Raw genomic sequence first — 12,474 nt, 5'->3', positions numbered from 1 at the left:
AAATTTAGATTTAATAGTTAGGAGAACCCAATGCCTTCATTTGATATCGTATCAGAAGTAGAAATGAACGAAGCTAAAAATGCAGTAGATAACGCCAACCGTGAGCTAGAAACGCGCTTTGATTTTAGAGGTGTTGACGCATCAATTGAGCTAAACGACAAAACAATTAAACTAAAAGCAGAAGCTGACTCACAAGTTATGCAGTTGTTTGATATTTTAGCAGGTAAAATTTCTAAGCGTGGTATGGACGTAGCAAGCTTGGAGCTGCAAGACATCACTCGTGCTGGTAAAAATGTGTTTCGTAATGTTGCACTTAAACAAGGCATTGAGAAAGACATGGCTAAAAAAGTAGTTAAAGCCATTAAAGACTCAAAAGTAAAAGTACAAGCTGCTATTCAAGGTGAAGAAGTACGTGTAACGGGTAAAAAGCGTGACGATTTACAAGCCGCTATGCAAGTCGTTCGCACTGCAGATTTAGGTCAGCCTTTCCAGTTTAAAAACTTTCGCGATTAATTAGCTAAGTGCCTTTAGTATTTTAAAGTGAAAATTTAAATGTGTGGTTATTAAATATATTAGCCACACATTTTACCCCGCCCTAATTACAGCCTTTACTTACTCGCAAGCCTAAACCCCTTTTACCTACGTAAAATTAGTCCACTGTTATTCCATACTCTTTTAACGTTATTTAAATGCATTATTAAACCTGCTTATCACGCAGTTGCGTATATTAGGCTATTCTTAATATCAATATTACTTAATAGCGACTGTTAAAGGCTTTAAATGCTTAAGTTTCTTATTTTTATAATTATTATTGCGTGCAGTAAGTTTAGTTTTGCCAAGCCAATAAATGTAGATGTGTTGGTAGAGGACGGTTACTTTCCAATTATTATTAATGCCGAAAAAGAGCAAGGGTTAGCGCCTGAGTTTGTAAAAATACTCAATGACTCTCAAAGCGAATATAAATTTACTCTTAACTCTTTGCCTGTAAAAAGGCTCAAAAAGTGGGTCGAATGGGGGGAATTCGACATGTTGTTTTTAATGGCTATGCAATGGGTGCCTGAAGTAGCAAGAAGTGCCTTAAAGGAAACTAGCTTTTATGTTATTGCTAAAAATGAGTTGTATACGCTGGCACAAAACGCCCAAAAGCAAAGCTATTTCGATGACTTACATGCTTTAACAAAAGCGGGAGTATTGGGGTATTCCTATCGTTTTGCTGATTTTAAAACCGATGCACAGTATTTAAGTGATGAACACCAAGTTAGTTTAACAATCGATGAGTTTAACGTTGTTAAAATGCTGCTATTAAAGCGTGCCGATGTAGGGGTGTTAAATAACATAGCTTATCAATACTTTAAAAAGAACAACATTTTTAATATGAACCTGCTTTATAAGAGTAATACCCCAGATGCTATATACGATACTCATTTTTTAGTTAATCCTGTGCGCAGTAAAATTACGGTAAAACAAATGGATAAGCTTTTAAATTCGCCCGAAATAAAACCTAAAATCACAGCGCTTTTAAGTTTATACGGCGTAACATCCAGCTTTACTGAAAATAAATAATTTAACCTTTAGCTATATAGACGTCCGTTGACATTTGTAAACAAACTGCTCACAATAACCGCCTATTTTCAAGGTGCTTGCTGGTTGCTAAATACAGGGTTTAAAGTATTAAAACTAACAGCGAGATAATCGGGAAGTTGGTGCGCCTTTATGATAAAAGCAATCCCAACACTGCCCCCGCAACGGTAAAGTATTAACGCATTTATGTGTTTACTGAGTCCGGAGACCGGCCTTGAAGTAATCTTACTTACTTAAATCTTTGCGGTGGGCAAAGATAGGGAACATCATGCTAAATAAAACAACTCTTGGCGTTGCTATCTCGGCTGCGCTGTCTTTTTCTGTATCTGCTGCACAAAGCCCAATTGAAAAAATCACTGTTACCGCTAATAAATTTGAACAATCAATAAATAATGTATTAGCGAGCGTTAATGTAATTGAACGCGCCGAAATAGATGCAAGCAATGTACGCGATTTACCAACCTTATTAAGCACTCAAGTGGGTTTTCAGATTAATCCTAATGGTGGCTTTGGCCAAACGTCGGGCGTATCTTTACGTGGTACAGGTTCTGGCGATACGCTAATTTTAATTGATGGTGTACGCACGGGCTCAGCCACGCTAGGACAAAAAGCATTAAATAACGTGCCGCTAAATAGTATTGAGCGAATCGAGATCATAAAAGGCTCGCGTGCAGCTGTGTATGGCTCAGATGCATTAGCTGGGGTTATTAATATAATAACGCGTGAAGCGAGCAATGTATCACTTGATGCCACATTTGGCTCTAACGCTTATCAAAACTATCAGCTTGCAGGTTCAGTAAAATCAAATGAAGTGGTTAGCGCATTTAATGCAGGCTTTGAAAAAACCGATGGTTTTGATGCATTACAAGGTATAGCGCCCGATGACGACAGCTATGAAAATAAAAACGTAGGCTTTAAATTAAACTATGCAGATGCACACTACGGTAACTTTAAGCTACTAGGCCAGTACAGCGAAGGTTACGCGGATTACGATAGCAGCTTTAGCCCTGCAACGAGCACGGTCGAAAGAGGGGATTTTAAAAACTATCAACTGTCGGCGCAGTGGAGCAAAAACTACACTAACCAATCTCATGCTATAGATGTTGCTTTTGCAACCGATGATTCTGACAGCACATATGTGGACTCTTTTACCGGCGGGCCATTAACCAGTACATTTATTACTAAGCGCTCGCAAGTAGATTACAGCGGCCAATACCGCTTAACAAATGCGCTTAATATTAGCGGCGGCGTTAATTGGTATAACGATGATGTATCGCAAAGCTCGCAAGCATTTGATGAGAATAGCCGCGATGTATTAGCAGTGTTTGTTGGGGCTTATTACGACACCGACACTGTGCTTGCCAATTTAACTCTTCGCCAAGACGACGATGAACAGTTTGGTGATGAAACAACCTATACTGCGGCGGCTGGTTATCATTTATCTGAAAATTCAACATTTAGAATTAGTCAAAGCACAGGTTTTAAAGCGCCAACATTTAACGATTTATACTACCCAAATTTTGGTAATCCAGATCTCCAACCTGAAAAATCAATAAACCGCGAGGTTGGTGTAAATGTTAATTTTGACAGTGCACAAGTCGATTTTGCAATTTTTAGAAACGACATCGAAGATAAAATTGATTACGATGAAAACTTTGCGTTAGCTAATATAAACGAAGCTCGCTATGAAGGGGTTGAGTTTAGCCTTACACAACAAATTTTAGGCTTTGATAGCCACTTTAATTTTGCATATTTAAGTGCCGAAAACAAAGAAACCGGCGATGAGCTACGCAATGTTGCCAAGCGCACTGTTAATTGGGAGCTCACAAAGCAATTTGGTGATTTTGATGCTCGCATTGATATGCAATACCGCAGTGATCGCGAGGGTGCAGTCACGCGCCTAGGTTCGTATACACTTTGGAACCTAGCGGGTAACTATCATGTAAACGATAATATTGAGCTGTCGCTTCGTGTAGAGAACCTATTTGACAGAGATTACAATGTGGTTGACTCAAGAGCTGACTTTACAAGCGGTGACGTATATTACTACAACACCCCAGAGCGCCGCTTTTTTGTAGGTGCAAGCTATCAGTTTTAATAGCGTTTTTTAATATACAAAAGCCCGATTTATATCGGGCTTTTTAATGTGTATTTATACCAATTCGCATTAATACTTAATCATTTTCAGGGGCTAAATGTGTCGCTATCTGCGTTAAAAAATTCTCATTTAGAACAACTAAATAGCGAATTTTTTGCCTTGCTATCAACACGTTTATCCATCCTCAAAATAGATCACTTAATTATGCGGATTGGTATTAGAATTATTTTAACAACGAAAATTAGCTAGTCAGTTAAAAACTCTTTAAATACAGTTTCAAACTTGTGTAATTTAGGTGCTTTTAAAATACTACAGTAACCCTGCTGTGGGTTTTCGTTGTAGTAATCTTGATGATAATGCTCCGCTGGGTAATATGTGGTCGCAGGGCTAACCTCTGTCACTATTGGCTCGCTAATATGGTTTTGTAGCTGGGCTATCGTCTCATTGGTTTTAATTAATTGCGCATCGTTGTGGTAATAAACAACACTTCTATACTGTGTGCCAATATCGTTACCTTGGCGATTTAATTGCGTGGCATCGTGTAACGTAAAAAACATGCTAAGCAGTGTTTCAAAGCTTACTACAGCGCTGTCAAATTCCAGTTGCATAACCTCAGCATGGCCTGTTGTACCAGAGCAGACTGATTTATACGTGGGGTTGTCGGTATGGCCGCCGGTGTAACCTGAACTTACGTTTAGTACACCTTTTACTCGTCTGAATGCAGCGTCTATACACCAAAAACAGCCTCCACCAAATGTTGCTAGTTGTGTTGATGTGCTCATAAGTTGTCCTAATTATGTATGTTACAGTATTAAGGCGAGCATAAATTGAATACGCCGTAACAGCAAGTTACGGCGCAGTGTAAGCTCAGTTAAATTTCTTAGCTGTCTCTTAGCGGGTGAGAGTCGGCTTGCTTATTTAATTTTTGCTGTAAAAATTCTGGCGACTGTGTGTTGCGGGCTAGGGCATAATACGCCGCAGGCACAACATAAAGCGTTAGCAACGTTGATACAATAACCCCTGTAAATACCACCACACCAATTACCATGCGGCTCTCTGCGCCTGGGCCTGATGCCAATACTAAAGGCACTGCGCTCATTACCGTAGTCAGAGAGGTCATTATTATTGGGCGCAGGCGCTGTGTGGCCGCTTGCAAAATAGCCTCGCTAAATTCTACGCCTTTATCGCGCAGTTGGTTGGTAAATTCGACTATTAAAATACCATTTTTAGCGCTTAAACCTATCAGCATTACAATACCAATTTGGCTATAAATATTAAGCGTTAAGCCGGTTGCCCATAGGCCAAACATGGCGCCCATTAGGCCAAGTGGTACTGTTAGCATAATGACAAACGGGTGCATAAAGCTTTCAAATTGGGCAGCTAAAACTAAAAAGGTTACAGTTAGGGCAAGCACAAATACATAGGTCATGGCCGATGCGCCTTCGTAATATAATTGTGATTCACCTTTATAATCTACAGCGCCGTCAATGTCGTTTTCTTCTGCGGCTACTTTGTTTAAAAAGTTAAGTGCTTGTTCAAGTGTATAACCGTCCGCAAGATTAGCGCTTAGTGTAATGGCGCGCATTCGGTTATAACGGTTTAAGCGCGATGCTGTGGCCTCTTCTTTTAAGCTTATAAGGCTATCTAGTGGGACCAGTTCACCACTGCGTGATTTAAGGTAAATATTTGAAATGTCAGTAGGGTTTGTAAAGTCTTGTTTAGTGCCTTTTAAAATTACATCGTATTCTTCACCTCGGTCAATAAAGGTGGTAACACGGCGCTGCCCTAACATGGTTTCAAGCGTGGTGCCTACATCTGATACCGACACACCTAAATCAGCGGCTTTGTTTTTATCTATGCTGACTAAAAATTGTGGAAAGGTTTCTTTATAGTCGTGATCGATTCTTACCAAGCCTGGATTTTTTTCTGCGCGCTCTATAATGCGGTCGCGCCAATCAGCAAGTTGCTCGTAATCGTTACCTTGTAGCACAAACTCAATGGGGCGAGAAGAGCCACCACCGCCAATACCACGGCGCATAATAGCAAAGGCACGTACATCTGTTACTTCGGTCATTTTGGCGCTTATTTCGTCCATAACTTCCCAGGTAGAGCGTTTGCGCTTATCCCAATCGGCCATACCAACGATAGCAACACCGCCACTGCCGCCCCAGCCCGGTACGCGCACTAAAACACGGCTTAATTCGCCAGCTTCTGAGTAAGGAAGCAGGCGCTCTTCTATTTTGGCCATGTTGGCAGCGTTATTTTCATAACTTGCGCCTTCAGGGCCGCTCATCATAATAAAAAAGGTACCGCGGTCTTCTTTTGGCGTAAGCTCAGAGGGCACTTGTAAAAACAACGAGTAGCTAACAAAACCAGCAAGCACTAGGCTTATCATTAGGCCCCATTTTTTGGTCATATTTGAGGTAAGCGATTGGCGGTAACTGTTTTCAACTTTGCTAAAAACGCGGTCCATCCATTGGCTAAATTTACTTTCTTTTTCTGACGCTTTTAAAACTTTAGAGCACAGCGCCGGCGAGAGGGTAAGGGCGGTAATACTAGAGAAAAACACCGCGGCACTTACAGCCATTGCAAACTCTGTAAACAAGGCGCCAATTCGGCCATCCATAAATACTAAAGGTACAAACACCGAAATAAGCACAAGCGTTGTCGCAATAATTGCAAAGCCTACTTCGCGGGCACCTCTAAAGGCTGCTAATAAGGGAGGCTCGCCAAGCTCAATACGACGGTGAATGTTTTCAAGCATTACAATGGCGTCATCTACGACCAAACCAATTGCTAATACCAGCGCAAGTAAGGTTAATAAGTTGATTGAATAACCCATGGCAAGTAAAAACATAAAGCTGCCAACAAGTGCTACAGGCACAGTAACGGCGGGGATAAGCGTAGCGCGAATATTACCTAAAAAGATAAATATTATTAACACTACTAAACCCATAGAAATGGCAAGCGTGCTATATACTTCGTTGATTGATTCTTTAATAAAAATAGACGAGTCGTAGCTGTCTTGAATAGTGGTGCCCTCTGGCAAATTACGTTTTATTTTTTCAAGTTCACTGCGGGCGTTGTCTACCACTGTTAAGGTGTTTGCTTTAGCTTGCTTTACTATGCCAAGGCCAATCATGTTACGGCCGTTACCACGGAACAGGCTTTCATCGTCGGCGGCTTCTAAATGTACATCGGCAACTTCACCTAAACGCACAAGGTAGCCGTCTTCACCGCGTTTAATAACTAAGTTTTGAAAATCACGTTGGTCTTTATAGCTACGCGCTGTACGTACGGTAAAATCGCGGTCGATAGATTCAATTTCACCTGCTGGTAGCTCTACGTTTTCGCTGCGTAGGGTGTTTTCGATATCACTTGAAGTGATCCCACGAGCAGCCATGGCCTGGCGGTTTAGCCAAATTTTCATGGCGTATTGGCGCTCACCACCAATACGTACATTTGAAACGCCATCTACAACGGCTAATCGGTCGACAATAAAGCGCTGTGCATAATCGCTCAATTGCAGCGAGTTCATGGTTTCACTGTTAAGTACAAACCAAGCAATAGGACTCTCGTCGCTGTTTGACTTAGACACCTCTGGTGGGCGTACTTGCTCTGGTAGGTTATCTAGTGCGCGAGCTACTCGCTCTCGTACATCGTTTGAGGCTGCGTCAATATCACGGCTTATATCAAACTCAATAACGATATTAGAGCGCCCATTTCTGCTTGAAGAATTAATACTTTTAATGCCTTCAATACCCGATATCCGGTTTTCTAATATTTGCGTTATTTTTGTCTCGACTATTTCTGCCGAAGCACCAGTGTAGTCAGTACTAATACTAACAATAGGAGTTTCAATATCTGGGTATTCTCTAAGTGGTAGCATCGAAAAAGCCACCAAGCCAAATGTTAGCAGTAGTAAGTTAATTACTATGGCAAAAACAGGGCGTTTAACACTCGTATCTGTAATTTTCACCGATTAACCCTCAACACTTACTTTGCTACCAGGGCGAATTTTAATAATGCCTTCGGTAATCACTTGCTCGCCATCGCTAAGGCCTTCATCAATCGCTACCCAGCCGTTATTTCTGCCAGCAACATGTACTTCTACCTTATTGGCAATACCCTCTTTTACTTGGTATACAAAATGTTTATCTTGCAGTGGGATCACGGCTTTTTCTGGCACCATAAGCGCCTGATTACTACTAAGCTCCAAAGCGGTGTTTAAAAGCATCCCAGGGCGTAATAATCCGGATTTATTAGCAAAGCTTGCGGTTACTTCTACACTGCGAGTAATCGAGTCGATACGAGAACTAATATGGGTCACTTTGCCGGTAAAAGTGCGCCCTGGGTAGGCATCGTTTTGAGTATGTACTTTCATGCCTAGGTTAAGTTGAGATAAATATTTTTCAGGGACTTTAAAGTCAACTTTTATAATACTAATATCATCAAGCGTTGTAATAATTGTATCGCTACTTACATAAGCACCAACTGACACTTCTCGTTTGCCTAATAAGCCAGAAAACGGCGCGGTAATTAGCATTTCATCAAGTTTGGTTTTAGCGCTTTCTAGTTGGGCTTGCGTGGCATCTACGCGAGAAAGCTGCTCTTCTAATAATGATTTCGCGGTAGATTGCGTACGAGAAAGCTCAGTAAGGCGGCTTAACTGACGTTTTTCTTCTTTTAAGTTAATGCCTAGCTCTTTTACAGCGTATTGTTCTTGCTGATTTTGCAGCTGCACAAGGCGTTGGCCTTTACTTACTAAGTCGCCATCTTCAAAATATATGTGTGTAACATAATCGCTTTGTGCGCTTTTTATATAAATTGCTTGGTTTGCGCGTGCACTGCCTATGGCTTCAATCATAACGGTGTTTTCTTGAGACGATACCGTATGAGCCATTACCTGTGTGGGTGTATCACTTGAATTAGATTGTTCACCATGGCTAGATGGCAAATATAAGTACACACTTAAAATAACAAGAAGCGTAATTAAAAATGGAAAAAGAGCTTTACCTGACTGTTTTGAATACATCGTTTTCATACCTGAAAATAAATTGTAAGTATTGTACGAAATAAGACCGTGAAAAGGCGGTTATGTGTCTCATAAATTTGTGCGTTAGGCGTAAAAATTTATGAGACTAATTACTTGTTCCCATTTAACACTAAAATTATGATAAAACGATGAAGCAACCACCGCAGTGTAAAACCTGTTTAACAATGAGAAAAATAATACTTTGGGGTATTGTTATGTTTTTATTTTATATGGCTTTTTACCAATATGGGTAAGCCAAGTTCAATAATAAAATACAGGGCGCAAGGGGCGCGCAATGGCATTGAAGTACTTACTGTAGGCAGCGTAGGTTTGGTATTTATTATGCTGTTTAATTTACTGCGCCCGGGTGAAATTAGCTTAATAGAAATTTTTTTAGTAAGCATGTGCATAGCTGCTATTTTTATTGGTTTTTTAAAAACACAGGAACCTTATTACAGTTTAGTGCTTAGTGAGTCCTTACTTGTGTATCAGCATAAGTATGGCCAGTGGCAGTTACATGTTAGTAACTTACACCACAGCGGTATTCCTAAGGTGGCTGATGGCCTTGAATACCTTGAATTAAACGCAGTAGGTTTAAAACTTAATGATATGGACGAATTTTTAAGCGCTATACACCCACGCATTGCCGGAAAACTACTGATAGAGCAGCGTAATTTATTTATGCAAGCTGTTCAAAAACATTGCAAAAATGGCAATTGCCCATCAGAATGGTTAATAGAAGAGACACAATACACCTCACCTAAAGGATTTAGCTATACTGGACTTATAGCTATGTTTGCTAACAGAGCCAAGCACCTTGAGTTGTTAACGGGATATAATTTACTGTTACCCGCAAGTGTATTAGAGACAGACATTTGGTCGTTCAGTGCCGATTTAAATAAATGGAAACGCGCACCTGAACGGTTTATAGCATCGCAAGTTGGACACTAAATGCGATAGTAGGAAAAATAATGAGCCAAGAAAGATCTTTTATAAAGAGTGGTCGCAATACCATCATCCATAAAGATAAAAAGCTTGATCTAGTCATTGTAAATGCAGAGCAGCACCCACGTATAAAGGTAACTCAAAATGGTTTGGAGCCATTTAAAGAGGATCTACCTAAAAACCGGCGCGATGCCAAAGAGCGTTACCTTGAAATTGTTAATGTAAGTAGCGCTGATATTTTTGGTGAAGAAAAACAGCTGTTGTTTATTCAGGCGCTTGATGGGCGTGAATACAAAGTAGATTACTCAAAAATAGGCACTAAGCTGTTTGTGCGTATTCATCAAGATACGTATATGTAATACCAATCCACAATAATGCTTAATCATTTGAGAGGCTAAACGTGTTAAAAAATTTTCATTTAGAACAACTGAATAGCGAATTTTTTGCCTAGCTGGCAACACGTTTTCCAGCCTCAAAATAGATCACTTAATTAAGCGAATTGGTATAACTCTAAATGGCATCTTTATTGCTAGTGATTACACTATAGTAATTATTTGACATTATAGGTGCGTTTTATGAAAGCGTTTGCTTTTACTCCCCTTATATCTTGTTTTTTATTGGCTGCCTGTGGCGGTGGAGGCGGCGGTAGTGATGACTCTGCTGTTGAAACCTCGGTTAATGCCGGAACCGATCTTCAAGTTGTAGAAAAAACAGAGTTTACAATCACCGCACAAGGCTCACCAGATGACGGTACCTTTATTTGGCAGCGCGTTAGCGGCCCATCTGTGGACGGCTTCCCGCTTGAAGGTGCAGAGCAAACAATTACTGCGCCCGATGTTAAAGCCGACAGTGAACTTGTTCTATCTGTAAGCTATCAAACAGATAACGGCAGCTTAGTTAGTGACAACGTGAGCATATTTATTACCTCAAGTAATCAATTACCGCTTGCTGTTGTTAGTCAAACAGCCCCTGAAACACTGCCTTCAACCTATAACGACACCGTAACGTTAAGCGCTGAAGAGTCGAGCGACCCTGACGAAAATGGCCAAATTAATAGCTATCAGTGGCAATTAATTTCAGGCCCTGATTTAGATGTAACCGACTTTGACAACTCTACGGTAAGTTTTAGCCACCCGCTGCTTGAATCAAATACTAATTTAATATGGCAATTAAGCGTTACCGACGACGAGGGTGGCGAGGCAAGTACTGAATACAGTATGACATTAAATAAAACAGACGAGCTGGTTGTGGCCAATGCCGGAGATGACCAAAACGTTGAAGAATTTGAGGAAGTGACCTTAGATGCAAGTGAAAGTGACACCCTAACAGATACGTTTTCGTGTAGCTGGCAACAATTAACAGGCAATGCCGAAACGCTGGCAAATACTAGCCAATGTACCACGACATTTTTTGCCTCCGACGTTGATTTAGATACCACATCGAGCTTTGAAGTCACTGTTACTGATTCTAAAGGGCGCACTGACACCGATACCGTATTTATTGACGTATCACCAAAAGCATTAGGGTTAATTAACGACAGTGGCCTAGGCGAGTGTTATAACAATACCCAGCGTATCAATTGCCAAAGTAGTGACTTTCCGGGTCAAGATGCAGAGCTTGGCCGAGACAGCTTTGCCAACCAACTCGATAAAGCAGGCCAAGGTAACCTTGCGTTTGACTACACTAAGCTAAATCAGTTTGCTGATGAAGTAGCGGATGATAGTGACGACTTTACTTGTATACGCGACAACGTAACGGGGCTTGTGTGGGAAGTGAAAAGTGTAGAGTCAGGTACATTACCTAATACCACATTACGCGATGGCCAAAATCATTACTTTTGGGATTTAGGCACGACAACCTTTACCGATACCAGTACCGCTAATACCACCTGCCCAGATGATACAAGCTGTGGTGTGCAAACCTATATAAATGAAGTGAACGACATAGATTTTTGCGGCGGTACCAATTGGCGCTTACCAACTTACACTGAGCTGTTGAGCTTAATAGATTATGGCAAGCAGGGCGAAAACGTATTAATTGATGAAGCGTTTTTTCCAAATATGCCAGAAGCAGGCGCTATAGATGATGTGAATTTACCGTACTGGACATCGCAAACTGCAGCAGATGGTACCAGCTTATCGCAAGCGTACATTATCGATATGAGCAACGGGAATGACTTAGCCTACCCGAAAGAAAAATACGCGTATGTACGTTTAGTCAGAAGCCGATAGGAGAAAATCATGAAAACATGCTTACTATTTTCAATGGCTGTATTTAGCGCAAGCTTTCAACTAGCCGCAGCGCAAACTTGCTACGACGGGGCGGATACAACAACACCAACCACTCGCTTCACCCTTAATGACGATGGCACAGTGTTAGATACAGAAACAGGCCTAATGTGGCAACGTTGTAGCTACGGACAAGTTTACGATAGCGACACTGAAACATGTACAGGCTCTACCCCGTCACTTAAGTGGCAAGAAGCACTCACAGGTGCAGAAAACGACACCACTGCCGATTACGACGATTGGCAGGTGCCTAATATTAAAGAGCTTGCCAGTATTTTAGAGCACAGCTGCACCGAGCCAAGTATTAACGAAGAGGTGTTTTTAGGCACTAAATTGCAAAACTACTGGAGTAATACCTCAGGGGTAAGCACGATGAGCTCGGCATGGGTTTACCAGTTTGATAGCGGGCTTAATAGCTTACATGCTAAAACCAGTGACGTGTATTTACGTTTAGTGCGTTACGAAAACTAAGTAAAATAAAATAGCCAAGCACTTAACTTTAATACAAAAGCGCCGCTAAATTTAGC

Annotated in this window: 10 protein-coding genes and 1 riboswitch; of the genes, 7 read left to right on the top strand and 3 right to left on the bottom strand. The window is 41.0% G+C overall.

All coding sequences use genetic code 11. The features are described 5' to 3' along the window. The first annotated feature begins 30 nt into the window (after positions 1 to 30). From CWB60_RS15825 to CWB60_RS15810, 3 genes are all read left to right on the top strand, one after another. A complete protein-coding gene (locus CWB60_RS15825; RefSeq protein WP_004588518.1) occupies positions 31 to 513 on the top strand; it encodes a YajQ family cyclic di-GMP-binding protein in 483 nt (160 codons plus the stop codon). A gap of 267 nt (positions 514 to 780) precedes the next feature. Beyond that, positions 781 to 1,563 carry an ABC transporter substrate-binding protein gene (locus CWB60_RS15820; RefSeq protein ID WP_138578336.1) on the top strand — a complete coding sequence of 261 codons (783 nt, stop codon included), beginning with the start codon at positions 781 to 783 and terminating at the stop codon, positions 1,561 to 1,563. 67 nt (positions 1,564 to 1,630) lie between these two features. Next, positions 1,631 to 1,800, top strand: a riboswitch (cobalamin riboswitch). A 49-nt stretch (positions 1,801 to 1,849) separates the two neighbouring features. Next, on the top strand, positions 1,850 to 3,679 hold the full coding sequence (locus tag CWB60_RS15810) for a TonB-dependent receptor domain-containing protein (RefSeq protein ID WP_138578334.1): 1,830 nt from the start codon (positions 1,850 to 1,852) through the stop codon (positions 3,677 to 3,679). 245 nt (positions 3,680 to 3,924) lie between these two features. Here CWB60_RS15810 and msrA read toward each other — a convergent pair whose 3' ends face one another. From msrA to CWB60_RS15790, 3 genes are all read right to left on the bottom strand, one after another. Next, positions 3,925 to 4,461, bottom strand: coding sequence for a peptide-methionine (S)-S-oxide reductase MsrA (msrA, locus tag CWB60_RS15800; RefSeq protein WP_138578332.1), 537 nt, complete (start codon positions 4,459 to 4,461; stop codon positions 3,925 to 3,927). A 98-nt stretch (positions 4,462 to 4,559) separates the two neighbouring features. Next, positions 4,560 to 7,658, bottom strand: a complete 3,099-nt coding sequence (locus CWB60_RS15795) for an efflux RND transporter permease subunit (RefSeq protein ID WP_138578330.1) — start codon at positions 7,656 to 7,658, stop codon at positions 4,560 to 4,562. 3 nt (positions 7,659 to 7,661) lie between these two features. Then, a complete protein-coding gene (locus CWB60_RS15790) occupies positions 7,662 to 8,714 on the bottom strand; it encodes an efflux RND transporter periplasmic adaptor subunit (protein WP_054983189.1) in 1,053 nt (350 codons plus the stop codon). 246 nt (positions 8,715 to 8,960) lie between these two features. Here CWB60_RS15790 and CWB60_RS15785 point away from each other — a divergent pair, with 246 nt between their 5' ends. The 4 genes from CWB60_RS15785 to CWB60_RS15770 all read left to right on the top strand — a co-directional run bounded on the left by CWB60_RS15785 (position 8,961) and on the right by CWB60_RS15770 (position 12,418). Next, complete coding sequence (locus CWB60_RS15785; RefSeq protein WP_029773870.1) at positions 8,961 to 9,665, top strand: DUF2982 domain-containing protein; 705 nt, start codon at positions 8,961 to 8,963, stop codon at positions 9,663 to 9,665. A 20-nt stretch (positions 9,666 to 9,685) separates the two neighbouring features. Further along, on the top strand, positions 9,686 to 10,018 hold the full coding sequence (locus CWB60_RS15780; RefSeq protein ID WP_024034321.1) for a hypothetical protein: 333 nt from the start codon (positions 9,686 to 9,688) through the stop codon (positions 10,016 to 10,018). Between the two features lie 216 nt (positions 10,019 to 10,234). Further along, positions 10,235 to 11,890, top strand: a complete 1,656-nt coding sequence (locus CWB60_RS15775; protein WP_138578328.1) for an Lcl C-terminal domain-containing protein — start codon at positions 10,235 to 10,237, stop codon at positions 11,888 to 11,890. A gap of 9 nt (positions 11,891 to 11,899) precedes the next feature. Further along, on the top strand, positions 11,900 to 12,418 hold the full coding sequence (locus CWB60_RS15770) for an Lcl C-terminal domain-containing protein (RefSeq protein ID WP_138578326.1): 519 nt from the start codon (positions 11,900 to 11,902) through the stop codon (positions 12,416 to 12,418). The last annotated feature ends 56 nt before the right edge of the window (positions 12,419 to 12,474 follow it).

It is taken from the genome of Pseudoalteromonas sp. S327 (genome assembly GCF_005886415.1).
Classification (GTDB): domain Bacteria; phylum Pseudomonadota; class Gammaproteobacteria; order Enterobacterales; family Alteromonadaceae; genus Pseudoalteromonas; species Pseudoalteromonas atlantica.
Note: the sequence above shows the minus strand (reverse complement) of the source record. Positions and strands in the feature narration are given on the sequence as shown.

What these genes read in the sequence shown, in the direction of transcription:
- CWB60_RS15790 (WP_054983189.1), bottom strand. Translation starts at nt 8,714, where the DNA reads ATGTATTCAAAACAGTCAGGTAAAGCTCTTTTTCCATTTTTAATTACG.
- CWB60_RS15825 (WP_004588518.1), top strand. Translation starts at nt 31, where the DNA reads ATGCCTTCATTTGATATCGTATCAGAAGTAGAAATGAACGAAGCTAAA.
- CWB60_RS15785 (WP_029773870.1), top strand. Translation starts at nt 8,961, where the DNA reads ATGGGTAAGCCAAGTTCAATAATAAAATACAGGGCGCAAGGGGCGCGC.
- CWB60_RS15820 (WP_138578336.1), top strand. Translation starts at nt 781, where the DNA reads ATGCTTAAGTTTCTTATTTTTATAATTATTATTGCGTGCAGTAAGTTT.
- CWB60_RS15770 (WP_138578326.1), top strand. Translation starts at nt 11,900, where the DNA reads ATGAAAACATGCTTACTATTTTCAATGGCTGTATTTAGCGCAAGCTTT.
- msrA (WP_138578332.1), bottom strand. Translation starts at nt 4,461, where the DNA reads ATGAGCACATCAACACAACTAGCAACATTTGGTGGAGGCTGTTTTTGG.
- CWB60_RS15775 (WP_138578328.1), top strand. Translation starts at nt 10,235, where the DNA reads ATGAAAGCGTTTGCTTTTACTCCCCTTATATCTTGTTTTTTATTGGCT.
- CWB60_RS15810 (WP_138578334.1), top strand. Translation starts at nt 1,850, where the DNA reads ATGCTAAATAAAACAACTCTTGGCGTTGCTATCTCGGCTGCGCTGTCT.
- CWB60_RS15780 (WP_024034321.1), top strand. Translation starts at nt 9,686, where the DNA reads ATGAGCCAAGAAAGATCTTTTATAAAGAGTGGTCGCAATACCATCATC.